This window comes from Acuticoccus sp. I52.16.1, assembly GCF_022865125.1.
Lineage (GTDB): Bacteria > Pseudomonadota > Alphaproteobacteria > Rhizobiales > Amorphaceae > Acuticoccus.
The window spans coordinates 1,928,495-1,953,587 of the sequence record NZ_CP094828.1 but is presented as its reverse complement, the minus strand read 5'-3'; the positions used below and the strand labels follow the sequence as shown (position 1 = coordinate 1,953,587).

Genomic DNA, 25,093 nt, shown 5'->3' with positions numbered 1-25,093 from the left:
TCGCACTTAGCCGAGACGAAAAGCGGCGGGGGTAGTCTCTCTTCATCCGACGAGTTCACGTTTCGAAGAGACGCCCCATGAACGCCACCGCCTGCCAGTCGACCCCCGATGCCGTTCATATCGCGACCGTCCGTGCCCCGCTGTCCGCCTTCCGCTGGGTGCCGGACAACGACATGGAGCCACACCGCATGGGTGTCCGCCGGCCGACCGCGCCGCGCAAGATCGAGGGCCTCATGAGCGGCGATGCCGACACGACGGTTGCGCTGGAGGTTGCCAATCACACCCTGAACGTCACCCAAATGGCGGCGGCCTCGGACGGGATCTCCACCCGGCCGGTCTCCTCCTTCCGGGGGGTGGGCGTCGCGGTGCGCAGCGGTGACGGCGAGCCGGTCTTCAACCTGACCCTGGTGCACGAGAATCCGCGTCTGTCGATCCCGCTGTCCACCTCGACCGAGGCTGCGACCGTGGCGCGGGAGTGGCAGGCCTGGGCCAAGGCGCTGAACCTGCCGCTGCTGGCCGTCAACGAAGACGGCAGCGTGCACGCCGAGCTGACCGCGATGGGCGTGGTGCTGGCCGAGCGGCCTTCGCCGCGCCGCCGGGGCTCCGCGCTGGTCGGCCGCCGCTCCCGCTACGGCCGCAAGCGCCGCGCCGCCGACGTGCACCGCAGCGCCGCACGCTGAGACACCCGCCGGGGCGCCCGCCGAGGCGCGCCGGGCATTCCGACCCTCGCCTCCCCCGCGCCGGCCTCGCCCGACGCTGACCTCCCGCCCGACCGCCTCGCGCCGGGCTTACGACGTATCGCACGCCGCCCGTTCGCCGCGGGTGCTCCGCTGCCGCTCGCTCGGCCGCGATCTGGTGCGATCCGGCGCCATGGTGCGCATGGAAATCGAACCCACCGTCATTTCCCGGTAGCTGACTTTAGCGTGCGATGCCTGTTGCGGCGATGCGCGCAGTGATAGATTCGGCTCGTCGAAAAAGCGCCTAGATTGCGCGGGATCGGCAGCGCTTCCACGGTATAAGAGTACCTGATGGCAGGGACGATCTCGACCGGCGCACCCTCGGCGCGCGACACCGAACCTGCCCCCGGCGGGCAGGCCGCACCCCAGCCGCGCCCGGCCGGCCCCGCCCCGTCCGCCGTCAACCGCGGCGACCCTGGCGACACACCGGCGACCGCGGCCCCCCTGGCCCTGGACACGCCGGTCCTCGGCTCCATCGTCGTGCGCCGCAATCCCGACCACCCGTCGATCGACGAAGACTGGTACGCGTTCGACTTCGTCGCCGGCGAGACGTACGACATCACCCTGAGCGCGGTGCGCATCGCGGGCGTGCGCCTGTCCGATCCCTACCTCACCCTGGTCGACGCGCGCGGCAACGTCGTCGCCGAGAACGACGACGCGGTCGGCCTCGACGCCGCGCTCACCATCGGCTTCGCCGAGGATGCGACCTATTACGTCGTCCCCGGCTCCTATTACGCCAACGATTCCGGTGGCTACCGGCTCAAGGTCACCCAGGCCGACGCCGCAGACCCTCTGGAGGCGATCGACTGGGGCGTGCGCGTCGCGGGGACCACGGTCGCGGTCTACTTCGCGCGGGGCGGCGAGAGCTTCGACGGTAGCCGCAACGATGCCGACTGGACCCCCTACGAGCGCGCCCAGGTGTTCGAGGCGCTCGGCACCTACGAGGACGTCTCCAACCTGAGCTTCGTGGAGGTCGCGAGCGCCGGCACGGCCGACTTCATCCTGACGAAGAATCCCGGCGGCGATGCGCTCGGCTGGTTCAACCCGCCCGACCCCTCGCTCGGCTGGCAGGAGGGCGTCGGCTGGTTCAACGACGGCGCCGACCTCTGGTCCGATGCCGCGGGTGGCCTCCTGGCGGCCGGATCCAACACCTTCCTCACCTTCCTGCACGAGTTCGGGCATGGCCTGGGCCTCGCCCACCCGCACGACGACGGTGGCGGCTCCACCATCATGGCCGGCGCGACCGGCGGCCCCAGCCTCGATCAGGGCGTCTTCACCGTCATGTCCTACAACGACGGTTGGTGGGACGGGCCGTCCGGCCCGTCGCCGGACCAGCGCTACGGATTCAATCTCACGCCCGCCGCGCTCGACATCGCCCTGATCCAGAAGAAATACGGTGCCGACACCACCCACAACGCCGGGAATGACACCTACACCCTGCCCATGACCAACGCCCCCGGCACCGGCTACGCCACCATCTGGGACACCGGCGGGGTCGACACCATCGCCGCCGCCGGCACCCGCGCCACGGTGATCGACCTCACCGCCGCGACCATCACCGGTTCCGCTGCGACCGGCGGGGGCGTCGTGTCCTACGCGGCGGGGATCTACGGTGGCTTCACCATCGCCGGCGGGGTCGCGATCGAGAACGCGTCCGGCGGGTCGGGCGCGGACGCCATCGGCGGCAACGGCCTCGCCAACCTCCTCTCCGGCAATGCCGGGGGCGACACGCTCGCCGGCGGCGCGGGGAACGACACGCTGGACGGAGGGCCGGGCGCCGACACGATGGAAGGTGGCTCCGGCAACGACGTCTACGTCGTCGACCAACGGGGCGATCGCATCGTCGAGGCGGCGGGCGAGGGGGTCGACCTGGTGCGCTCCGCCACCGTCGACATCGACCTCGGCGCCTACCGCAACGTCGAGGTCGCGGCGCTGACGGGCACCGCGGGGCTCGACGTGACCGGTGATGCGCGGGCCAACTTCATCCTCGGCAACGCGGGGCGCAACGCGCTGTCGGGCGGCGAGGGCGACGATCGGATCCGCGGCGGCCGGGGCGCCGACGTCGTCCGCGGCGAAGGCGGCAACGACGTGCTCCTCGGACAGGACGGCAACGACGTCCTGTTCGGCAACGCCGGGCGCGACAATCTGCGGGGCGGAACCGGCACGGATCTGCTGATCGGGGGGCGCGGGGCGGACCGCTTCGTCGTCGGTCCCGACCAAGGGAACGACACGATCCGCGATTTCGAGCCGGGCGTGGACAAGATCCATCTCGCCGCGCTGTCGCTCGGGACCTACGCGGCGCTCACCGGCGCGATGGTGCAGACCGGGCGCGGCGTCCACATCACCTTCGGCCGGGAAGACGGCCTCACGGTGGAGGGCGCCACCCTGGCCGACCTCTCGGCCGACGACTTCATCCTCTGACCGAGGGGCGCGATCCACCGACGGGGGGCGGCACGCGCCCTCCCGCTCAGATCGAGGCGAACACCCCGTCGGCCACCAGGCCGGCGAAGAAGAGCCAGCCGGCCCAGCGATTGGACCGGAACGCGGCGAGGCAGGCGGCCGGATCGTCCGGCGACAGGCGCGTCACCTGCTGCGCCAGGTGTGCCGCGAACGCCGCCAGCCCCGCGAACGCCAGCACACCACCGCCGGCGAGGTAGGTCGCCGCCGCGAACAGCGCCACGGCGATGGCGTAGACCCCGCCCACCGCCGGCTTGCTGTGCCCGCCGAAGAGCCGCGCCGTGGAGCGCACGCCGATGATGGCATCGTCGCGCCGATCCTGGTGCGCGTAGATCGTGTCGTACCCCACCGTCCAGAAGATCGACCCGACATAGATGAGCACCGGCGCTGCGGAGAGGCTGCCGAATGTCGCCGCCCAGCCGACCAGGGCCGCCCACGAGAAGGCGAACCCCAGCACCACCTGCGGGAAGTCCGTGACGCGCTTGGCGAGTGGGTAGAGCGCCACGATCACCAGCGAGCCGAACGACAGGACGATCGTGAAGGCGTTGAATTGCAGCACCACCGCGAGGCCGACGAACGCCAGCCCCAGCATGAACAGCATCGCCGCCTCGACCTTCACCTGGCCGGACGGGATCGGTCGCGATCGGGTGCGTTCGACGCGCGCGTCGATGTCTCGGTCGAGGATGTCGTTGTAGGTGCAGCCGGCACCGCGCATCACCACCGCGCCGACCAGCAGCAGCACCAGATGCCACACGTCGGGCGGCGCGCCGAGGGCGACACCGGCCAGCGCCACGCTCCACCAGCCCGGCCACAGCAGCAGCCACCAGCCGATCGGCCGGTCGAGCCGCGCCAGGCGGGCATAGGGGCGCAGCGCCTGCGGCAGCACCCGGTCGACGAAATTCTGCGCTGGGGCGTCGGCCACACGCCCCTGGTCCACACGCGTTACCACGGTCCATCCTCCGGTGTTCGCCTCCTGACCTCGCATGGTCTATGACGGCTCGCAAATCACACGCACACAGGATCCTTCGCGGCATGTCGTCTCCGTCTGCGGCGCCTTCGGGTGCACGAGTTCTGATCGTCGGCTCGGGCGGGCGGGAGCACGCGCTCGCCGCGGCGGTGAAACGCTCGCCGAAGGTCGCCTACCTCGCCTTCGCCGGCGGCCCCAATGCCGGCCTCGCCACCATCGCCGAGGCGATCGACCCGGCCGAGATCGAGGCCGCGGCCGCGACGATGGACCTCGTCGTCATCGGCCCGGAGGCGCCGCTGGCCGAAGGCCTCGCCGACCGGCTGCGCGCCGCGGGCCGACGGGTGTTCGGCCCCTCCGCCGCCGCCGCGCAGCTCGAGTCCTCCAAGGCCTACACCAAGCGCGTATGCGAGGCGCTCGGCCTGCCGACCGCCAAGGCGGCCATTGCCGAGACGCTGGACGACGCGCTCGCGGCCGTCGCGGCGATGGGCGCGCCGCTGGTGGTGAAGGCCGACGGGCTGGCCGCGGGCAAGGGCGTCGTCATCGCCGAGACGATGGACGAGGCGACCGCGGCGGTTCGCAGCGCCATGGACGGCGCGTTCGGCGAAGCCGGGCACCGCGTCGTCATCGAGGAAAAGCTGGAAGGGCCGGAGGTGAGCCTGTTCGCGCTGTCCGACGGCGCCGTCGTGCGCGAATTCGCCTCCGCGCGCGACTACAAGCGCGCCTATGACGGGGACGCCGGCCCCAATACCGGCGGCATGGGCGCCGTCTCCCCCGCGCCCGGCTTCACCGACGCGCTGTGCGAGGAGGCGATGGCGACCATCGTGCGTCCGACGCTCGACTGGTTGGCAGAGAACGGCACGCCCTATGTCGGCGTCCTCTATGCGGGGCTGATGCTGACGGCCGATGGCCCCAAGCTCATCGAGTACAACGTGCGCTTCGGCGATCCCGAGTGCCAGATCATGTGGGAGCGGGTGACGAGCGACCCGTTCGAGCTGCTCTATGCCACCGCTGCGGGCACCCTGGCGAGCGCGCCGTTGACGGTGTCGGACGAGAGCGCCGTGGGTGTCGTGGTGGCGGCCGAGGGTTATCCCGGACCGGTGGCAAAGGGCGAGCCGATCCGCGGGCTGGACGAGGTGGCGGCGGCCGGCACCGCGGTCTTCCATTCCGGCACGAAGCCCGAGGGGGGCGAGGTCCTCTCCAACGGCGGGCGGGTGCTGACGGTGGTGGCACGGGGCGCCACGCCGGCGGACGCGCGGCGCGACGTCTACGCCGCGCTCGAGCACCTCGACTGGCCGGGCGGCCGCATGCGCCGCGACATCGCATCCTGAACCGGCAGAGCCTCCTGAACCGGCCGAGCCACGGGAGCCGGCCGAGCCACGGGAGCCGGCCGCGCCACGGGAGCCGGCCGCGCCTGCGGTCGCGAAGGCTCAGGATATGGCGCTTCGCGGCCCGTCGCAATCGCATATGCGCATGCGCGGGCCGGCGGCGGGGACGACACTCCCTCCTCACATAGCAGCGCCCGGTCCCGCCCTCGGCTCGTGGCCGACGATGGTCGGGCGGGCGGGAGGAGCGCCATGATCACCCTGACCGTCACCACGCTGGACGACGAAGCGGCCGGGACCACAGTCGCGACGGTCGAGGCCGTCGACGGGAGCGGCCTCAGCCTGCGCGAGGCCGTCACGGTCGGCGCCGCCTACGACGATGCGTCGGTGGAGATCGTGTTCGCGCCGCGGCTCGCCGGCGGCACCATCGAGCTGGAGCAAGGGCCGCTCGCCATCGCGCCGGGCACGGCCTCCGGCTACGACCTCGCCATCCACGGCGACCCGCTCGGCGATGGCGCCGGCGATATCACCATCTTCGGCGGCACCCAGGCCTACTCCGCCGCGCGCATCGTCGACGTGGCGGCCGGGACGAACCTCGCGTTGGACGACCTGCGGATCGAGGGCGCCGGCCCGGCATGGGCGGACGGGATCGACTACCCCGACGTCGGCTACCTCGCCGGGATCGGGATCGCCGCGGGCGCGGTCGTCGAGATCAGCGACGCCGAGATCGTCAACGGCTGGTTCACCCAAGCCTACGGCGAAGGCGGCGGCATCCACAACGCCGGCACGTTGACGCTGCGCGACGTCGATATCACCGGCAACGGTGTCGGCTGGGATCAGGCGGGCGGTGTCGGCGGCGGCATCTACAACGCCGGAACGCTGACGATGGAACGGGTCGAGGTGTCGGGCAACCGCGCCTCGGGCCGGGGCATGCAGCAGGGTGGCGGGATCTACAACGCGGGGTCGCTCTCGGCGACGGCGAGCCTCGTCGCGGAGAATGGCGGGGGCGAGGGCGCCGGTGTCTACAACGTCGGCGACGCGCTCTTCGTCAACAGCACGATCGCGCTGAACTCGATCCGTTCGAGCGTCTATCGGGAGGGCAGCGGGGTCGACAACGGCGGCGCGCTGGCCTTGGTGCATTCCATCGTCGCCGGCCACTACTCGGACCGCACCTCGGTCGAGATCGAGAACTCGGGCACCGCGACCCTCACCAACAGCATCGTTTTCGAGAGCCCGGCGGACGGGCCGGGCGTCGCGGGCGGCACGGTGCACGTCCTGGGCGGAAACATCGTCGGCACCAACGTCTACGACGGGGAGGCGGTGACCGGGGCGGCCAACCCGGCGGACATCTTCCGGCAGGGCGTGGCGTTGACCGACAACGGCGGCCCGACGCGCACCATCAACCTCGATCCTACCTACGCCAACCCCGCGGTGGATGCCGGCGACGCGTCCTTCTCCCTCGGGGCCGACGGCAGCCCCCTCGTGACCGACGCCCGCGGTCTGCCGCGCGACGTCGATATCGCCGGCCTCGGCGGCGGGGCGGGGCGGTCGGTCGATCTCGGTCCGGTGGAGCGGGCCTACATGGCCCACGAGCTGGTGATCGACGGCAAGGGCTACCGGCTGCGCACCTTCGGCGAGGGGGGAGACGAAGGGAGCGCCACCGTCGCGCCGGGAGGCGCCGGCGTCACCCTCGAAGCGGGTGCCCGGAAGGAGGTGTCGACCTTCAAGCTGACGGCCGGGACCGTGCTCTCGTTCGACTTCGCCGCCACCGACGAGGGCGACCTCCACGCCATCGGCTTCGACACCGCAGGGCCGATGGATCCGGACAATGTCTTCCAGCTCCTCGGCACGCAGACGTGGGGCAACCAGTGGGCCGCCGGCGAGGCCTCCGCCGACGGCGCGGTGACGCACTTCGAGATCCCCGTCGGCGCGCTGGTCGATCCGGATCTCGTGGGAGAATTCGTCGACCTCGTGTTCATCACCGACGATGCGGCGATGGGCGGCGCCGACACGACGTTCGCCGACATCTCGCTGCGGCAGGCGAGTGCGGCGGAGGTCGACCTGCTGCTGTGCTGAAACGCGATGCGCCCGGTTGGCGGGTGAGGCCACCGGGCGCATGTCGGAGTGGGCGGCGGGGACGGCGTGCTGGATCGAGCCGCGGTCCCCGTCGCCGATCTAATTCTTCAAAAGGCCCTGAATGTCGCTGAGGTCGGTGCCGGTCACGTGCGCCGCCGGGAGGCCGAGCGGCGCGTCGGTGCGGCCGACGGAGCGGTAGGTGAGGCCCGCTCGCCCGGCCGTTTCGGCCGAATAGATGTTGCGCAAGTCCACCAGCACATCGCCCCGCATCGTCGCTCGCACCCTCTCAAGGTCCAAAGCGCGGAATTCGTTCCATTCGGTGAGGATCACCGTCACGTCCGCGCCCTTCATCGCCTCGTAGGCGCCCTCGGCGAACGGCACGTCGAGCACCTTGGCGGCCTCGGTCATCGCTTCCGGGTCGTAGGCGACGACCGTGGCGCCGGCCTTTTGCAGCGCCGGGACGATCACCAGGCTCGGCGCCTCGCGCATGTCGTCGGTCTGTGGCTTGAAGGCGAGGCCGAGGACGGCGACCCGCCTGTTCGCCAGCGATCCGCCCGCCGCCTCGACGATCACCCGCGCCATCCGCCCCTTGCGCCTGGCGTTGGCCTCGACCACCGCGTCGACCAGGGTCACGGGCGTGGCGTAGTCGTTGGCGGTGGCGGCGAGCGCCAGCGTGTCCTTGGGGAAGCAGGAGCCGCCATAGCCTGGACCGGCGTTGAGGAACTTGGGCCCGATGCGCTTGTCGAGCCCCATCCCCTTGGCGACGTCCTGCACGTCCGCGCCGACCTTCTCGCACAGGTCCGCCATCTCGTTGATGAACGTGATCTTGGCGGCGAGGAAGGCGTTTGCGGCATACTTCGTCAGCTCGGCGGTGCGCCGCGAGGTGAAGAGGATCGGCGTCTCGTTGAGGAAGAGGGGGCGGTAGAGCTCGCGCATGACCGCGACGGCGCGCGAGGATTCGGCGCCGACGATCACCCGGTCGGGCCGCTTGAAGTCGCCGATCGCGGCGCCCTCGCGCAGGAACTCCGGATTGGAGGCGACGTCGACGTCGGCGAACGGCGCCACCGCCGCGACGATCGCCTCGACCTCGTCGCCCGTGCCGACGGGAACGGTCGACTTGGTGCAGATCACCGTGTAGCCGCGCACCAAAGCCGCCACCTCCCGCGCCGCCTCGTAGACGTAGGTGAGGTCGGCATGGCCGCCGCCGCGGCGCGAGGGCGTGCCGACGGCGAGGAAGACCACGTCCGCGCTGCCGACGGCCTCGGCCGGGTCGGTGGTGAAGCTGATGCGGCCGACGGCCTGGTTGGCGGCGATCAGCCGGTCGAGCTCCGGCTCGTAGATCGGCACCTCACCGGCGCGCAGCCGCTCGACCTTGGCGGCGTCCTTGTCGACGCAGGTTACGGTGTGGCCGAAGTCCGCGAAGCAGGCGCCCGAGACGAGGCCGACATAGCCGGTGCCGATGATGGTGACGTTCATGGTTCTGGGTCCGCGTTGGCGTCAGTGCGTGGCGAAGGCGGCGGGGCGCCCGGCGAAGGCGCCGCAGCCGGCGGGAAACGGGGCCGGAATGCGCGAGCGCGGGAACGTATGGTCGACCCGGCGCCGCAGACGCTCCGGTTCCAGGAGCGTGATGGTCCGCCCGGCGCGCTCCAGCGAGCCGTCGCGCCGCAGCTGCATGAGGACGCGGTTGAGGTGCACCACGGACAGGCCGAGCGCCTCGCCCAACGCCTGCTGCGTCAGCGGCAACTCGAAGCTGTTGTCGTCCACCATGCCGGCCAGCGACAGGCGGTAGTGCAGGTCGAGGAGGAGGTGCGCCAGCCGCTCGTAGGCCGACTGGCGCGTGAGCCGCACGATGCAGTTCATGGTGATCGCCTCGTCGACCCCCAGCACCAGCAGGATCGCGCTGGCGAGCGGATCGTCCGGCCCGACGGCGGCGATGTGGTCGCGCAGGTCCGACGCGTCGGCGAGGACGACGTCGGTCACGCACTCGACGTTGGTGAGGGAAGGCACCTGCGGATGCAGCGCGAAGTTCACGAAGTCGCCCGGCAGCAGGTGGCCGAGCACCTGTTGCCGGCCGTCCTGAAGGAGGTGGGTGCGCTGCATCCACCCCTCGACGATCACCTGGGGCCGCGACTGAACCGCCCCGACCTCGCTGTAGAGACTGCCGCGACTGTGCTCGTTGGTGCGGCCGAGGAGGCGCTCCAGGCGATGCAGAATGCTCGAATTGGTGTGGCTGAGAGCCTCGATTCGTCGACTGATGGGCCGAAGCTTGTTGTTCGCAGTCACTCATCGACTCCTTGGCCGTACATCCGCGGATGCAAGGCTGAGAGGGAACACGGGTGGACCCTTCCGAGGGACGGCCACGGAAGTCCGTTGGTGTGGGGACGGCGGCGGAGCGGCCGCGGGGCTAGGCCGTCAGGCTCGTCACCCCGTCCGTCCGGCGCAGATCCTGGTGCCAGCGCCAGGCGTCGCGGATCATCGCCTCGATGTCGCGGGTCGGCCGCCAGCTCAGGAGTTGGAGGGCGCGCCGGGGATTGGCGACCAGGCGCGGCGGGTCGCCCAGCCGGCGCGGCCCGTGGATCGTCGGCACCGCGCGGCCGGTCAGCCGCGACACCGCGCGCACGATCTCGGCGACCGAGTGGCCGGCCCCGGTGCCGACGTTGACCGAGATGCCTTCGCCCCCGTCGAGCAGGTGCGTCAGCGCCGCCACGTGGGCGCTGGCGAGATCCTCGACGTGGATGTAGTCGCGCACCGCGGTGCCGTCCTCGGTGTCGTAGTCGCTGCCGTTGATCTGCAACGCCGGGCGCAGGCCGAGGGCGACGTCGAGCACGATGGGGATGAGGTGGGTCTCCGGCTCGTGCCATTCGCCGACCGCGGCGTCCTCGTCCGCACCGGCGGCGTTGAAGTAACGCAGGCGCACCGAGCGCAGGCCGTACGCCGCCTCGTAGGAGGCGAGGATGCTCTCCACCATCGCCTTGGACGTGCCGTAGGGGGTGATCGGGTTGTTGGAATGCGCCTCGTCGATCGGCCCGCGACCGGCATTGCCGTAGATCGCACAGGTCGACGAGAAGACCAGCCGCTCCACCGCGAAGCGCTTCATCACTTCGAGGAGGTTGAGCGTGCCGGCGACGTTGACGTCGAACGTCTCCTGCGGGTCTGCGGTCGAGCGCGGGACGATGGACTGCGCGGCGAAGTGCATCACCGCGACCGGCCGCATCGCCTCGAAGGTGCGGGCCAGCGTGTCGGCGTCGCGGATGTCGCCGGGAACGAGGGGGCCCCATTTGCAGAAGTGGCGATGCCCGGTGGACAGGTTGTCGTAGACGACGGGCTCGAACCCCGCGGCGGCCAGGGCCTTGCAGCAGTGGCTCCCGATATAGCCGGCGCCGCCGGTGACCAGGACTCTGTTCATGACCTCACTCCGTGAAAGGGCGCCGGCGACCGCGAGGCGTGCGCCGCGCCGCTCAGAGGTTCAGTTGAGGGCATCGGCATCGATCGACGCGTCGGCGTTCGGCAGGGTCGGGGTCGGGTCGAACCCTGCCCCCGCCCCGTCGATGTCCGGCGCACGGACCTCGAGGACGTCGCCGGGCCGCAACACGGTGCCGGCATCGGCGACGAAGGTGCGCTCCGCCTGGCGCCCACTCCGCGTCACGACGAGTGACACCGTGCGGTCGCGCTCCTCGGCGGACAGCTCGGCGATCGTCGAGCCGAAGCGGGCGGCCTCGGCGAAGAGCGACTCGGCGGTCCCGAGCTTCACCTCGATGCGTCCCAGCTCCGTCCGCGCGTTCTGCAACTCGGACACGATGGTGACGCGCCGCTGACCCTTGAGTTCCACCTCGTCGCGCTGGGCTTCGTTGAGTTGCTGCTCGGCGGCGAGGACGGCGGTCTCCAGCTCCAGCAGCCGCGCCTCGGCGTCGGCCAGCTGGCGCTCGGTGGAATTGGCGCGCGAGGTCTGCGCCAGGCCCCGGTCGACGAGGCCGCGCATCGTCTTCATCTCGTCGCGCGTCGCCTCGACGATCTTCTGGCGCATGTCCTTCTCCCGGCCCATCGTGGCGATGCGCGCGGTCACGAGGGATTTCAGCTCGGCGATCGATTCCAGCGCCGCGGCGTGCTCGTCCTGGCGCGCCTTCATCACCTCGCGCTCGACGTCGAGGTAGGCCTCGGCCATGTCGGCGCCGGCCAGCTCGGCGGGCGGGTCGATCTCCGCCTTGCCGTCTCGCTCGGCTTCCAGGCGGGCGATGGTGGCCAGCGTGCGCCGCCGCTCCAGCTCGAGGAGGCGGTGGTCGCCCAGTGCCCGCGCGGCGTCGCGGTCGGTGCGTGAGAAGATGGTCTGCGAGCGCCGCACGCCGCCGGCGACCGCGATCGCCTGGATCGCGGTCATTCCGGGGCGGTACTCGAACGCGCCGGGGCTCTCCACGGCGCCGACCACGAAGAAGGGCGCGTTCTCGGCAATCTTCAGCGAAACGAAGATCTCGTCGACGATGCCGAGGCGCTGCTGCAACGCGTGCGTCATGGTGGTCGAAAGGTCGCTCAGGGAGCGCCCCTCGACGTCCAGCCGGCCGATCACCGGCAGCGACACGGTGCCGTTGGTCTCGACCGCGAACTCGCCGGCCATGAAGGGGAGCGGCGTCAGCGACCGCGTCTCGGTCGACCACGCGGCGACGTCGAGCCGCAGCGTGTCGAGCGGGTGGACGAGGTCGCCGCTCGCCTGGGCGGCCGCCGGCGAGAGCGCGCCGGGAGTCAGCACACCCAGCGCGAGGGTCCCCGCCGTGAGGATGACGACGGCCGAGGCGCGCGAGCGGCGCATCAATAGCTGCCCCGGCTCGCCAGGACCGCGGGGACGGTGAGCACCATGAGGCGGATGTCCTTCATGAAGGACCACGTCTTGACGTAGTGGGTGTCGAGAGCGACGCGGCGCTGGAAGCCGATCGAGGACCGGCCGGAGACCTGCCACGGCCCCGTGACCCCCGGCCGGACCGAGAGGTAGGCCCATTGCTGCCGGCCGTAGCGGGCGAGCTCGGTCTCCGTCACCGGGCGCGGGCCGACGATGCTCATGTCGCCGCGCAGGACGTTGACGAGTTGCGGCAGCTCGTCGATCGAACTCTTGCGCAGGAAGCCGCCCCAGGCGGTCACGCGCGGATCGTCACGCAGCTTCTGCGTCTCGGCCCACTCGGCCGCGGCCGCGGCATTGGTGGCGAGATGCCGGGCGAGGACGGCGTCGCCGTCCACCATCATGCTGCGCAGCTTGAGGCAGCGGAAGCGGCGGCCGTCCTTGCCGATGCGCTCGTGGGCGAAGAAGATCGGCCCCGGATCGTTCAGCTTGGTACCGATCGCCGCCACGGCGAGGATCGGCGCCCCCGCCACGAGTCCCGCCGACGCGGCGAGGATGTCCACCCACCGCTTGGCGGCCTGGCCGAGAGGTTTCGTCGGGTCGCCAGCGGCGCGGCCTAGGGTCGAATGCCTAGGCTTTGTCGACCGGATACGCCACGCTTTTACGTGCTTCCGGTACGCGTCCGCGGCTAGGACGGTCGAATTCACAACACCACCCATTGTTGTTCCCGCGTTGCAGTTTGCGCCGTTCGAATGAGGTTCGAGCGGGCTTCATGTGAGCGAGTAAGGGCAATGGCACCACCCCACTCATTATCATTTGCTAATTTGGGAATGGGCCGCAAAAGGGGCTGCAAGCCATTGAATTTGACGCTTTTACTGCATTTGCAGCGCGAAGCCGCCCAATTGCGGTGAGAGTTTGGCGAATGATCATATTATAAGCCGTCTGCTTGCGGATTCGCCGGCGAATTGATGCCTTCGTGACGCGCCGGCGACGACCCCACCGCGTTTGGACATTCGTGCTATGCGCGAATCGCAACTCTTTTTTGTTGTATTGGAATTGTGTTTCGCAGCGTCGGCCGCGGTGTGTCTCGTCGCCAAAAATAGGCACAATATCCTATTTTCTGGCACTTTCAGCATCGTCGCGGAGTTGCGGTGCCTGTCGCGCAACGAGAAAAAGGCGCCCGCGAGAGGCGCCTTTTCGGGGGACGTGCGGTCGCGCTCGGCGTCGCGGCCGTCATCGCCGCGACGGGCTATCCTTCGACCAGGACGGCGCCGCAGAGCTTCTCGTCCCAATCGGGCTGCGCGGCGAGGGACTGGACCTCGCGGTCGCTCGCCTTGCCGGCGCGGTGCACCAGGATCGCCGTCTGCGCGTACTCGGCGAAGGCGCGCGCGCCGGGACCCTCGCTGGCGGCCGGCAGGTCCAGGACGATATATTGCGCCGGCTGGCTCACCGCGGCGATGACCTCGGCCATGCGGTCGCCACCGGCGAACACGGCCGTCTCGCCGGGGTCGCGCGAGTCGGCCGCGGCGCCGGGCAGATGCGCCAGCGGCAGCTCCGGGCTCACCGTCAGGGCCTCGAACGCGGGCTCCGGGGCACCGTCCATCATCCCCACCAGGCTGTGCCCGTGCGGTGGACGGCGACTGTCCTGGGCGAGGTCCAGGAGCAAGGTCGGGATCCCGTGCCCGGCCAACATGACGGCGAACTCGTAGGCCAGGCCTTCGCGATCCTCGCCCGAGCGGGCGGAGATGAAGGCGACCGTGCGCAGGCCCGAGCGGCGCGTGTGCCCGTCGACCGCGATCTTCATCGACCGCAGCGCGTTGGTGCGGGCGCGGTCGCGCCGGGCGCCGGTGAGCTGGCGGCGCCACCAGGGCCGGCGCTTGCGCATCGTCGCCAGCACCGGAAGCCCCAGCGCGCGGCGGACGTCCTCGCTGGTGCGCAGCGCGGTGCGGGTCATCTCCCGCACCAGCCCGATCAGCGCGCCCAGGAACCCGCCCAGCGCGATGCCGAGCGCGGCGTACTTGGCCTTTTGCGGGCTGCTGGCGCCGGTCGGCGTGTCGGGTGCGGTGAGGACGCGCGCGTCGACGATCGGCAGCGAGAGCTGGTTCACCGTGCGCTCCAGCCGTGTCAGCGCCGACTGGTAGAGCTGCTTGTAGCTCTCCGCCGTCTCCTGAAGCTGCAACAGCTCGTATTGCGCGCCGGTGTCGCCGGAGGCGTTCTCGGTGGCGCTCGACAGGCCCTCGCGCAGGGCGGCGACGCGCCGGGTCTGCACGTCGGCGCGGTTTTCGGCCTGTGTGGCGCGGCGTTCGACCTCCTCGAAGAGGAGCCCCTGCACCGAGGCGAGGCGAGCGTCGATGGCCGTCACCTCGGAATGCCGCGGGCCGAACCGCTCGGCCACCCGGCTGCGCTCGCGGCTCAGCGACAGGTACTCGGCGCGCAGCGTATCGATCGCCTGGTCGCGGCCGGCGCCGTCGGCGCTCAGCGAAGCGAGGTTGGCGAGCGCGGCTTCGGGCCCCGAAGCGACCGCGTCGGCGCCGTGCGCGGCCATCGCCCGTGCCGCGGAGGCCTCCGCCTCGGCGAGGATGAGCTGACTCATCAGCTCGGACACCTCCTGCTCCGACAGGAGCCGCGAGCCGACGCTGACGAGGCCGTTGTCGATCCGGTACTGCTCCAGTGCGCGGCCGGCCTCGGTGGCGGCCTTGCGCAGGTCGTCGGTGCGCTGGCGCAGCCAGGCGACGGCGCTGTCGAGCGCGGCCGCATCGCCCGCCCGGCCGAACTCGAGGTAGGCGTCGACATAGCCCTCGGCCAGCTCCTGGGCGAGCGCCGGGTCGGACGCCTTCATCGACAGGCCGAGCACGTAGCTGCGCCCCACCCGCTGCACCGAGAGCTGCCCGCGCAGCCGGAGCGCGAGCTTCTCCTTCAGCCGCGTCAGGCGCGTGGCCTCGTCGGCCACGGGCGCTGCGACCTCGGGCGTACCGCCGGTCATCCCGCCCACCAGCGCGCCGAGGCCCGCCTTGATCCCCCCGAGCGCCGCCGCGGCGGGCGAGGCGGCGGTGTCGAGGACGCCCGGCCGCGCCGCGAGATCGAGGTCGTCGACCACCCGCAGCGCCAACTCCTGGCTCTTCAGGATCTCCACCTCGCTCTGCACGATGCCGTCGCGCAGCGCCTCGATCTGCTGTTCGGAGATCAGCTCGACCAGCGCGGCCCGGTCCTGGTCGAGCAGGATCGTGGCGTAGGACGTGAACCTCGGTTGCAGCGAGAGGGCGTAGGCGATGGCGAGCGCAGCGAACAGGACCACGCACAGCACCACCACCCACGCCTGACGCCAGCACGCCCGGATGACCTCGCGCAGGTCGATATAGTCCTCCGCCTGGCCGGTGGCGGGCGGCGGCGACGGGTCGATGCCGCGGCGGTCGGTGAAGCGCAGATGCGTCGGCAACTCGTTCATTGCGGTCCTCCGGCGAGGCGGACATCGGCCCGGGGCGCGGCCGGCGCGGGGTCGTGGCGCGGGATGTCGAACAGGGTGGCGGCCCTGGTGTCGGCCGGGATGCCGCGGCGGGCCTGCCGCGCGGCCACCTTGTCGCGCGCGACACCGGCGAGAACCGGAGCCCACAGGCGCGGACGCACCGCGAGCCAGGCCGCCGCCGGGCCGACGCCGTGGGCCGCCTTGTCCGCCAGCACGCGGCGCAGGGCATACCGCCCCTCGACGCTGCGGCGGTGGAGGGCGAGCGCCTCGGCCTCGGCGCGGGTCAAAGGGCGGGCGCGCTCCAGGCCATCGTGGCAGGCGAGGAAGGCCGCGAGGTCCTCCACGCGGTGCATCGCGCTCAGCGAATCCTCGCGCTCGACGGCGAGGTAGCCGGGGGTGGAGCACAGCAGGAAGCGCGCATCGGCGAGCAGCGCGCGGGCGTAGAGGTCGAAGTCCTCGCCCAGCCGCATCGCCTCGTTGTAGCGGATGGCGTGGCGGTCCAGGAAGGCGCGGCGCATGAGGGGATGGATGAAGCCCATCTCCCGCCGCCGCGCCCCCGGCGTGCCGACGTTGCCGCGCGCGAAGGTCGCTAGGTCGAGCACGGTGGTGGCGGTGCGCTGCGGCCAGGCGGCGTACTGCGTGGCGGCCTCGTCCGCGCCGCGGGTGCTGGTGACGAACACCATGTTGTCGGCGATCAGGTCCCAGTGCGGGATGGCGAGCAGGCGGCGGAAGCGCCCGGCGAGGAGGCGATCGTCCGAATCGAGAATGGCGACGATCGGCGCGGTGGAACGCTCCAGCGCGACGTTGCGCGCCCGCGACGGGCCGCCGTTGGCGGCGAGGCGGTGGACGGCGAGGCGGCCGGTGCCGTCGTCCGCATCACGGGCGGCGCCGGGGGTGTCGTCGCGCGAGGCATCGTCGACGACGACGACCTCGGCGACCTCCGGCTCGGCCAGCGCGGAGGCGACGGCGGCGCCGATGGTGCCCGCCGCGTTGTAGGCCGGGATGATCACGGCCACGCCCTCGCGCGTCGTCGATCCGGGCCGGGACTCGTCTGCCACAGCGCCTCCTGCTTGCCCTGGTCGGGGGCCAGAGTGGGGTTGATGCTCGCCCCATTGGCTCCGGCGGAGGCCCTGTTCTCAATAACATATGATGGAGACGCTCGAGGGGATCGGCCGTAGCGCTGGGACGAACCGAACGAGGACACCTGCCTTGCGCATAGGCTATTTTGTTCACGATCTCGGGGATGCGGCCGTCGCTCGCCGCGTGACCATGCTGCAGCGGGGCGGTGCCGAGGTGGCCCTCGCCGGCTTCCACCGCACGGCGACCCCGCCGGCCGACGTCGCCGGCGTCGCCCCGATCCCCCTCGGCCACACCGCCGACGGCAAGCTCGCCGCACGGGCGATGAGCGTCGTCGGGCGCCGGATGTCGGCCGCGCGGATCGCCGCGCGCCTCGGCCCCGTCGATGCGCTGATGGCCCGCAACCTGGAGCAACTCGCCGTCGCCGCGGCGGTGCGCCGCCACCTCGGCCGGGTGCCGCTGACCTACGAGCTACTCGACATCCACCGCCTGCTGCTGGGGCGCAAGGGCGAGTTGCTGCGGCGCGTCGAGGGGGCGCTGGGCGCCGGGGCATCGCAGCTCCTCGTCAGTTCGCCGGACTTCGTCGCGGCCTACGTGGACCCGTTGTCGCGGCTCGACCTGCCGGTGGCGCTGGTGGAGAACAAGCTGCTCGACCCTCCCGCCGCGACGCCGCCGCGCACGGACGGGCCGCCCTGGCGCGTCGGCCTCTTCGGCGCGCTACGCGACCGGCGCTCGGTGGAGGTCCTCGGCGCCGCCGCCGCCGCGTTGGACGGTGCGCTGGACGTCGTGATCCGGGGCAGGCCGTCGCCGGCGATCTTCGCCGACCTCGACGCCACGGTGGCGCCGATGCCGCATGTGGCGTTCGCCGGCCCCTACCGGCCGGACGGGCTCGCCGCGCTCTACGGCGGCGTCCACTTCATCTGGTGCATCGACTATTACGAGGCCGGCGCCAACTCCGAGTGGCTCCTGCCCAATCGGCTGTACGAGGGCGGCGCCCACGGCGCGGTGCCGATCGCCCGCGCCGGCACGGCCACGGCGGCGCGGCTCGCCGACCTTGGCATCGGCCATGTCCTGGACGGCGACCCGCAGCGGGCACTCGCTGCGTTCGTCGCCGCGATGACCCCGGAGCGCTACGCCGCGATGGCCGCCGCGGTGGCGCGGGTCGACCGGACGGCCTTCGTCAGCGATGCGGCCGAGTGCCGCCGGCTCGTCGGCCTCGTGGCGGGCGCCACCATCCCCACAACCCACGCGGAGGCGGCATGACCGGCGCGCTCATCGTCATCCCCTGCCTCGACGAGGCGGAACACCTCCCCGGCCTTCTCGATCTCGTCGCGGCCGACGTCGGCCCGGATGAACTGATCGTCGTCGCCGACGGGGGCAGCCGCGACCGCTCGCGCGCCATCGTCATGGAGCGCGCTGCGAGCGATCCGCGCATCCGGCTGATGAAGAATCCGGAGCGCATCCAGAGCGCCGGCGTCAACGCCGCGGTGCGGCAGTTCGGCGAGGGGCGCGAGGTGTTCGTCCGGATCGATGCGCACTGCCTCTACCCGCCGACCTATTGTTCGCAGCTTCTCGCCGAGATGGCGCGGGTGGGGTCGGACTCGGTGGTCGTCGCGATGCGCACCGAGGGGGTCGCCTGCATGCAGCGCGCGGTGGCGGCGGCGCAGAACTCGCGCCTCGGCTCCGGCAACTCGGCCCACCGCGTGGGCGCCGAGCCGGGTCATGTCGACCATGGCCACCACGCGGCGATGCGTATCGACAGCTTCCTGGCGCTCGGCGGATATGACGAGACCTTCTCCCACAACGAGGACGCCGAGTTCGACTATCGCCTGACCCATGCGGGCGGGCGGATCTGGCTGGCGGGGGTGGAGCCGCCCGTCTACCTGCCGCGCAAGACGCTGGGCCGGCTCTTCAAGCAGTATCTCAGCTACGGGCGGGGCCGCGCCTCCACCGTACGCAAGCACGACATGCGGTTGAAGCTGCGCCAGGTGGCGTCGATCCTCGTCGCACCTTCCGCCGCCGGGCTTCTCGTCGCACCGCTCATCGCGCCGTTTTCCCTGCTCCTGGCGGGACTTGCCGCCGTTCCGGGGCTCCTGTGGACCGCGGCCGCCCTCGGCGGTGGCACCGTGCTTGCAGTTCAGCGGCGGGACACTTGTGTTTTGTGCGCGGGGCTCGCCGCCATGACGATGCACCTCTCCTGGTCGCTGGGCTTCATCGCCCGTTTCGCGACCGCACCGGCGCCGGTCGGTCGGCTGCGCTGGCAGGAGCCGGCCGAGCTCGACACCGCGGTCGACATCTGCGTCTGCACCTTCCGCCGCAGCTCCATCGCCGACACGCTGCGCTCGCTGGCCGCGTTGCGCCTCCCGCACGGCATGACGGTGCGCGTCATCGTCGCCGACAACGACGAGACCGACGCCGCCCGGCAGAGCATCATTGGCCTTGGCGACGAGTTCGGGCTAAACACCCTCTACGTGCACGCCCCAGCCCGAAACATATCGACCGCGCGCAACGCCGCGCTGGACGCCGCCGACGCCCCTTGGATCGCCATCCTCGACGACGACGAGGTGGCGAGTCCGCAGTGGCTGATCTCGCTCCTCGACGTGCAGCGCACCACGCGCGCCGACGTGGTGCTGGGACCGGCCATCGCCCGCTACGCGCCGGACGTGCCGCGCTGGATCCGTGACGGGGACTTCCACTCCGCGCACCCGGTCGTGGCCGGCGGCGCGATCCGGACGGGGTACACCTCCAACGTGCTCTTCGCGCGCACGGCGCCGTCGCTCGACGGGCGGCGGTTCGACGTGGCGCTCGGCCGCTCGGGCGGGGAGGATACCGCCTTCTTCCACGACGCGTTCAACGCCGGGGCGCGGATCGCCTCAGCACCCGCCGCCGCCGTCTTCGAGGACGTGACCGGGCCGCGGGCGACGATCCGCTGGCTCCTGCGTCGCCGGTTCCGCGCCGGGCAGAGCCACGGCCTGCTCCTGGAGACGCGGGGCCTCAGCCGGGCGGGGCGGGCCAAGCAAATTCTGATCGCCGCCGGCAAGGCGGGGATCTGTGTGGGCGGGGCGCTCGCCTCGTTCTGGTCGGCGCAGCGCGTCGCGTTCTGGAGCCTGCGCGCCGCGATGCATGCGGGCGTGGTCTCGCGTCTGTTCGGAATGCGCAAGCTCGCGATCTATGGGGGAGACGAAGCCGTTGCCTGATGTCTCGATAATCATTGCCGCCTACTGCGCCGAGGGTTCGATCGCCACCTCGATCGCCAGCGCGCTGGCGCAGGACGTCGACCTGGAGGTCATCGTCGTCGACGATGCCTCGCCGGACGGGACCGCCGACGCCGCCCGCGCCGTCGACGATCCGCGCGTGCGTGTGCTGCAACTTCCCGACAATGGCGGCCCCGGCGTCGCCCGCAATTCCGGCTTCGCCGCCGCCACCGGCACGTTCATCGCCGTATTGGACGCCGACGATGCCTTCCGCCCCGGCCGCCTCGCCGCCTGCCTGAAGCATGGCGCGGACGCCGACATCATCGTCGACTCGATCACCATCGAGGAGACGGGACACCCGCCTCGCACGCTCGACGTCGCCGAGGCGGCCGGCGGGCCGACGCTGGACCTGTGCGACTACGTGCGTCTCAACAGCCCGATGGCCCAGAAGGACACCCTCGGCTACACCAAGCCCCTCTTCCGCCGCACCTTCCTCGACACCAACGGCCTGCACTACGACCCGATGCTGCGCATCGGCGAGGACTACCTCCTGATGGCCGAGGCGCTGGCCTGCGGCGCGCGGTGCGCGGTGGTCGACAATACCGGCTACGTCTACCGCCGCCGCGCGGGGTCGATCTCGGCGCGGCTCGGGGTCCGGCACATCGAGGCGATGCTCGCCGCCGATGCCGGGTTCGAGGCGCACCACGACCTTCCCGGCGACGTGCAGGAGGCGATGGCGGCGCGGCGCTCGGCGCTGACCGACGCGCTCGCCTTCGCCGTCGCCGTCGAGCAGCTCAAGGCGCGCCGGTTGATGGCGGCGACCGCCGCGGTGCTGCGCCGGCCGCGCGCGGCGATCCACTTCCGCTACCCGATCGGCGCCCGCCTCAACCGCCTCCTCCGCGGCAACGCCGAACCCGCGCCGACCGCCTGAACGGCCGGCCGTTTCCGTCGCCGGTCAGGCGATGACGATATCGGTGTCGGCATTGAAGAGGTCGGAGACGCCCACCACGCGGATGGTGTGCTCGTCCGCCCCGTCGATCGTCACCGTGATGACGACGTCGTCACCGTCGGTCTCGGTGTCCACGGTGTCGAGCGCCTCGTCGATGACGAGTTGGATCCCGTCGAAGCCGATCTCGAAGTCGTAGATGGTGTCGTTGCCGAACGGGCCTTCGAAGATGAACGAGTCGATGTCGAAGTCACCGGCGCCCTCGGCGCCGTTGCCCCAGAGCTGATCGTCGCCGAGGCCACCGACGATGAAGTCCGCGCCGGTGCCGGAGCGAACCTCGTCGTTGCCGCGGTTGCCGAACACCTGGTCCGTGTCGGCGTCGCCCAGCACGGTGTCGTTGCCGTCGTCGCCGAAGACGAAGTCGATGCCGTCGTCGCCGCGCACCAGATCGTCGCCGTCGCCGCCGCGGATGGTGTCGTCGTCGGCATTGCCGCGGATGGTGTCGTCGCCGGCGTTGCCGCGCATGGCGTCGCCTTCGCGGCCACCGTACATCGTGTCGTTACCGGCGCCGCCGACGACGGTGTCGCCGTCGTTGTCGCCGCTCAGCGAATCGTCGCCGTTGCCGCCCAGGATGGTGTCCGAGCCGTTGCCGCCGAGGACGCGGTCGAAGCCGCTCTTGCCCTCCATGAAGTCGTCGCCGTCGTCGCCGAACATGGTGTCGTCGCCGGAGCCGCCGTCGAGGATGTCGGTCTCGGTGCCGCCGTTGACGCGGTCGTCGCCGTGCCCGGCATAGACGGTGTCCTTGCCCTGGCCGCCGCGGATGGCGTCGTCGTCGTTGCCGCCGTAGAAGAGGTCGTCGCCCGGTCCGCCGACCAGCGTGTCGTCGCCGGAATGGCCGTACAGCGTATCCTCGCCGTCGAGGGTCTTGAACTCGTCGTTGCCCTCGAACCCGCGGCCGAGATCGTCGAACGAGCCGAAGATGTAGAAGTCGTCGTATTGCGCGCCGACAAAGTTGTAGACCAACGGGATGACGAGGAGATTCTGGAACGTAACATTGGGGTTGGACGCCAGCTCGTTCTCACGGTCCAGCGAAGAATGGAGCGGGCTGAAGGACCAGCCGTTCTCCGGATTGCCTTCCTCGTAGGCCTCCCAATGCGTCACCGTGCCGGTATAACGGCCGTTGTCGTCGAATCCGAAGCCGTACCCGTGGACTTCCTGAATAATCGTGATGTCGGGATCGTACGCCGCCGTGAACGAAAGCGTCGCCAACTTGTCGTTGACGACCGTGTAGGAGTCCGATTGCAGTGCCAGTCCGGCCACAAAGTTCGGGCCAAAGAAATCATTGCTGATTCGAACGTTAACAGTTGTGAGATTTAGACCTGTCGACACCGGAGCGCTCCTGAATTTGTTGTGGCCCACTGCACGCGGGGCATCGGATTCGCCGCCATTTTGAACAAAAACGTTCCGCAAACGCCATACATCGCATCAAAAACCGCACAAAATTAATCAGATGGAAAGGTAAGCATTTCGGAAATTGCCCCCGAACACGGCATGATGCCAGCGATTTCGGGCCCGGAAGTCGCCGAATTCGGCCGAGCCGTCCTCGGCGCGGAAATCATCGTGCCGCGTAATATTGTTATATCAAAAGCCGGTGATAATGATCCGACACGTGATCGGCGGCCCGGGGGAATTCGAAATGCTATCCAAGTTGAGGCAGGCGGCCGTGTTGGTCGCGGTGGTCGTGTCGGCGCTGATCGCCGGCGCCGCCGGCGCGCAGGAGGCGGCCCTTCTTGCCGAGGCCGAGGCGACCGCCCCCGCGCCGGCCGCCACCGACTCCCCCACGCTGGAACAGCTGGTGAAGGCGGCGCGCGAGGCCGGCGCGACGATCCTGATCGACGGCCAGAGCATCCCCGCCGCCGGCACCACCGCCACCGCACATCCCGCCGCGGCGCTGGAAGGGGCGGTCGCCGTGCGCCTCGCCGTCGCGGAGACGCTGGCGCGAATCCCCTCGATCCCCGGCGCGATGGCCGAGGCCGCACGCAAAGCCCACCACTCGGATTCGGCGAGCTGGCTGTGGTGGTCGCTGGGCCTCACCGCGATCGCACTCGTCGTCGGGCTGGCCGCGTGGTGGTTCGTCTGGCGGTGGGCCAAGCGCGTGCTCGCCCGCATGGAGGCGCGGCAGGACACGATGCCCGCCCCACGCACGACGCACGCCCTCTCGCGCACCGGCTTCGCGATTTTGGCCGATCTGGCGCTCCTCTTCGCAGGTGTGGCCGTGGTGGTCCTGCTGGTGCCGACGGCGGGGCCCGTTCGCGCCAGCGCCATCGTCGTGCTGCTCGCCGTCTCCGCCTATCGCCTCGTCGTCGACATGCTGACGGCCTTCTTCATGCCCGACCGGGACAGCGTGCGCCTGCTGCGGCTCGACGCTGCGACGGCACGGCGGATGCTGCGCCAGCTCAAGGTGATCACCGCCTGCGCCTACGTCATTCTCGGCCTGATGCTGTGGTCGACGATCGTCGGCGTGGACCCGCGCACGGTGGATGCGCTGCAGATCCTCTCCGCCGCCGTGACGGTGGTGCTGCTGATCGTCTTCCTGATGGTGCATCGCAAGACGATCACCGCGCTGGTGCGCGGCACGTCGCAGCGCCCCAACACCTTCCGCAAGTTCATCGGCACGGTGTGGCCCGCGATCGCGGTCGCCTACCTGGTGCTGGGCGCGGCGGTCCACGTGACCGAGGTGGTCTCGGGCGCGGCGCCGCAGGTCGGCCCGATCCTGGCGCCGATCCTCGCGACGATCGCCGGCCTGGCGGTCTACGGCGTGTGCGTCATCATCCTCGCCCGCCGCTTCAACGCGACCGAGGCGACGCTGAAGGCCGCGATGCAGCCCGCGCCGCCGTCCGCCCCCGCGCAGCCACCCGCATCGCCCGCCGAGGAGGCGACGGCCGAGGTCGCCCCGGTCGAGCCCGACACCGAGCCGCTGCTGGTCTGGCAGGCGCGGTGGCACGCCCTGTTCCGGCGGCTGGCGGGGTTGGCCGCGGTGGTCATCGGCTGCGGCATCGTGGTCGTATCGCTGGGCATCCTGGACTTCGGCACCGCCGTCTCGGAATCGCTCGGCCTCGTGGTGGTGCTCTTCGCCACCTGGGGCCTCTACGATGCGATGCGCACCTGGATCGACGGCCGGATCGAGGATGAAGCGCCCGGCCACGGCCATGGCGAAAGCGAGGACGGCATGGGCCCCGGCGCCTCGCGCCTCGCCACCTTGCTGCCGCTGCTGCGCAACCTGTTGATCGTGACCATGTTCACCTTCATGGCCGCGGTCGGCCTCGCGGCGCTGGGGGTCAACGTGGCGCCGCTCTTCGCGGGTGCCGGCGTCGTCGGCCTCGCGGTCGGCTTCGGGGCGCAGACGCTCATCCGCGACATCTTCTCCGGCGCCTTCTTCCTGGCGGACGACGCCTTCCGCAAAGGCGAATATATCGACGTCGGCGGCATCATGGGCGCGGTGGAGAAGATCTCCGTGCGCTCGTTCCAGCTCCGCCACCACAACGGGCCGCTGCACACGATCCCGTTCGGCGAGATCAAGCAGCTGACGAACTTCTCGCGCGACTGGGTGGTGATGAAGCTTCCGCTGCGGATCGCCTACGGGACCAACGTCGAGCGGGTGCGCAAGCTGATCAAGAAGCTCGGCCAGGAGATGCTGGAGGATCCGGAGATCGGGCCGCTGTTCATGGATCCGCTGAAGTCGCAAGGCGTCATCGAGATGGAAGACTCGGCGATGATCCTGCGGGTGAAGTTCATGACCAAGCCGGGCGACCAGTTCGTCGTGCGGCGGCACGTCTACACCCGGATCGGCGAGCTGTTCGAGCGCGAAGGCATCCAGTTCGCCCACCGCTACGTGACGGTGCGGATCGACCCGCGCGACCGCGAGGACCTGACGCCGGAGGAGGAGCAGCAGGCCGCCGCAGCCGCCGCGGGGCAGGTCCTCAATCAGGACAAGTCCAAGAAGTAGGCCGGGTGCGCGGCTCCGGCGAC

The 25,093-nt window shown here is 70.9% G+C and carries 17 protein-coding genes; 8 read left to right on the top strand and 9 right to left on the bottom strand.

What is annotated here, in order from left to right; all coding sequences use genetic code 11:
- Positions 1–77: 77 nt before the first annotated feature.
- The gene (locus MRB58_RS08700; protein WP_244781323.1) at positions 78–680 is read left to right on the top strand and encodes a DUF6101 family protein; all 603 of its coding nucleotides are present in this window, start codon (positions 78–80) and stop codon (positions 678–680) included.
- A 348-nt stretch (positions 681–1,028) separates the two neighbouring features.
- Positions 1,029–3,158 (top strand): M10 family metallopeptidase, encoded by a 2,130-nt coding sequence (locus tag MRB58_RS08695; RefSeq protein ID WP_244781322.1) that lies wholly within the window; start codon positions 1,029–1,031, stop codon positions 3,156–3,158.
- 46 nt (positions 3,159–3,204) lie between these two features.
- On the opposite strand, the gene ubiA is transcribed toward MRB58_RS08695, so the two are convergent.
- Complete coding sequence (gene ubiA, locus MRB58_RS08690) at positions 3,205–4,179, bottom strand: 4-hydroxybenzoate octaprenyltransferase (protein ID WP_244781321.1); 975 nt, start codon at positions 4,177–4,179, stop codon at positions 3,205–3,207.
- 47 nt (positions 4,180–4,226) lie between these two features.
- On the opposite strand from ubiA, the gene purD reads away from it, so the two are divergent.
- Entirely contained in the window at positions 4,227–5,489 is a 1,263-nt protein-coding gene (gene purD, locus MRB58_RS08685; RefSeq protein ID WP_244781320.1) for a phosphoribosylamine--glycine ligase, read from the top strand.
- Positions 5,490–5,735: 246 nt separating this feature from the next.
- On the top strand, positions 5,736–7,559 hold the full coding sequence (locus MRB58_RS08680) for a hypothetical protein (RefSeq protein ID WP_244781319.1): 1,824 nt from the start codon (positions 5,736–5,738) through the stop codon (positions 7,557–7,559).
- A 99-nt stretch (positions 7,560–7,658) separates the two neighbouring features.
- Here MRB58_RS08680 and MRB58_RS08675 read toward each other — a convergent pair whose 3' ends face one another.
- The 7 genes from MRB58_RS08675 to MRB58_RS08645 all read right to left on the bottom strand — a co-directional run bounded on the left by MRB58_RS08675 (position 7,659) and on the right by MRB58_RS08645 (position 16,905).
- Positions 7,659–9,035 (bottom strand): UDP-glucose/GDP-mannose dehydrogenase family protein, encoded by a 1,377-nt coding sequence (locus MRB58_RS08675; RefSeq protein ID WP_244781318.1) that lies wholly within the window; start codon positions 9,033–9,035, stop codon positions 7,659–7,661.
- Positions 9,036–9,056: 21 nt separating this feature from the next.
- Positions 9,057–9,842, bottom strand: coding sequence for a Crp/Fnr family transcriptional regulator (locus MRB58_RS08670; RefSeq protein ID WP_244781317.1), 786 nt, complete (start codon positions 9,840–9,842; stop codon positions 9,057–9,059).
- Between the two features lie 121 nt (positions 9,843–9,963).
- Entirely contained in the window at positions 9,964–10,965 is a 1,002-nt protein-coding gene (gene galE / locus MRB58_RS08665) for a UDP-glucose 4-epimerase GalE (RefSeq protein WP_244781316.1), read from the bottom strand.
- 60 nt (positions 10,966–11,025) lie between these two features.
- A complete protein-coding gene (locus tag MRB58_RS08660; RefSeq protein WP_244781315.1) occupies positions 11,026–12,360 on the bottom strand; it encodes a polysaccharide biosynthesis/export family protein in 1,335 nt (444 codons plus the stop codon).
- Positions 12,360–12,947 (bottom strand): sugar transferase, encoded by a 588-nt coding sequence (locus MRB58_RS08655; RefSeq protein ID WP_244781314.1) that lies wholly within the window; start codon positions 12,945–12,947, stop codon positions 12,360–12,362. The genes MRB58_RS08660 and MRB58_RS08655 overlap by 1 nt, the downstream gene beginning before the upstream one ends.
- 686 nt (positions 12,948–13,633) lie before the next feature.
- Entirely contained in the window at positions 13,634–15,829 is a 2,196-nt protein-coding gene (locus tag MRB58_RS08650; RefSeq protein WP_244781313.1) for an exopolysaccharide transport family protein, read from the bottom strand.
- Positions 15,826–16,905 (bottom strand): glycosyltransferase family 2 protein, encoded by a 1,080-nt coding sequence (locus MRB58_RS08645; RefSeq protein ID WP_244781312.1) that lies wholly within the window; start codon positions 16,903–16,905, stop codon positions 15,826–15,828. The genes MRB58_RS08650 and MRB58_RS08645 overlap by 4 nt, the downstream gene beginning before the upstream one ends.
- A 205-nt stretch (positions 16,906–17,110) precedes the next feature.
- On the opposite strand from MRB58_RS08645, the gene MRB58_RS08640 reads away from it, so the two are divergent.
- The 3 genes from MRB58_RS08640 to MRB58_RS08625 are packed head-to-tail and all read left to right on the top strand — an operon-like array spanning position 17,111 to position 21,049.
- Positions 17,111–18,187, top strand: coding sequence for a glycosyl transferase family 1 (locus tag MRB58_RS08640; protein ID WP_244781311.1), 1,077 nt, complete (start codon positions 17,111–17,113; stop codon positions 18,185–18,187).
- Entirely contained in the window at positions 18,184–20,121 is a 1,938-nt protein-coding gene (locus tag MRB58_RS24925; protein WP_371747251.1) for a glycosyltransferase, read from the top strand. The genes MRB58_RS08640 and MRB58_RS24925 overlap by 4 nt, the downstream gene beginning before the upstream one ends.
- Positions 20,114–21,049, top strand: a complete 936-nt coding sequence (locus MRB58_RS08625; protein WP_244781310.1) for a glycosyltransferase family 2 protein — start codon at positions 20,114–20,116, stop codon at positions 21,047–21,049. Before MRB58_RS24925 ends, MRB58_RS08625 begins: the two co-directional genes overlap by 8 nt.
- A 24-nt stretch (positions 21,050–21,073) precedes the next feature.
- Here MRB58_RS08625 and MRB58_RS08620 read toward each other — a convergent pair whose 3' ends face one another.
- Positions 21,074–22,384, bottom strand: coding sequence for a calcium-binding protein (locus MRB58_RS08620; RefSeq protein WP_244781309.1), 1,311 nt, complete (start codon positions 22,382–22,384; stop codon positions 21,074–21,076).
- 403 nt (positions 22,385–22,787) lie between these two features.
- On the opposite strand from MRB58_RS08620, the gene MRB58_RS08615 reads away from it, so the two are divergent.
- On the top strand, positions 22,788–25,070 hold the full coding sequence (locus MRB58_RS08615; protein ID WP_244781308.1) for a mechanosensitive ion channel family protein: 2,283 nt from the start codon (positions 22,788–22,790) through the stop codon (positions 25,068–25,070).
- Positions 25,071–25,093: the final 23 nt, after the last annotated feature.

Excerpts from the sequence above, each read along its gene's own strand:
- MRB58_RS08700 (WP_244781323.1), top strand. The coding sequence starts at position 78 with ATGAACGCCACCGCCTGCCAGTCGACCCCCGATGCCGTTCATATCGCG.
- MRB58_RS08695 (WP_244781322.1), top strand. The coding sequence starts at position 1,029 with ATGGCAGGGACGATCTCGACCGGCGCACCCTCGGCGCGCGACACCGAA.
- ubiA (WP_244781321.1), bottom strand. The coding sequence starts at position 4,179 with ATGCGAGGTCAGGAGGCGAACACCGGAGGATGGACCGTGGTAACGCGT.
- purD (WP_244781320.1), top strand. The coding sequence starts at position 4,227 with ATGTCGTCTCCGTCTGCGGCGCCTTCGGGTGCACGAGTTCTGATCGTC.
- MRB58_RS08680 (WP_244781319.1), top strand. The coding sequence starts at position 5,736 with ATGATCACCCTGACCGTCACCACGCTGGACGACGAAGCGGCCGGGACC.
- MRB58_RS08675 (WP_244781318.1), bottom strand. The coding sequence starts at position 9,035 with ATGAACGTCACCATCATCGGCACCGGCTATGTCGGCCTCGTCTCGGGC.
- galE (WP_244781316.1), bottom strand. The coding sequence starts at position 10,965 with ATGAACAGAGTCCTGGTCACCGGCGGCGCCGGCTATATCGGGAGCCAC.
- MRB58_RS08660 (WP_244781315.1), bottom strand. The coding sequence starts at position 12,360 with ATGCGCCGCTCGCGCGCCTCGGCCGTCGTCATCCTCACGGCGGGGACC.
- MRB58_RS08650 (WP_244781313.1), bottom strand. The coding sequence starts at position 15,829 with ATGAACGAGTTGCCGACGCATCTGCGCTTCACCGACCGCCGCGGCATC.
- MRB58_RS24925 (WP_371747251.1), top strand. The coding sequence starts at position 18,184 with ATGACCGGCGCGCTCATCGTCATCCCCTGCCTCGACGAGGCGGAACAC.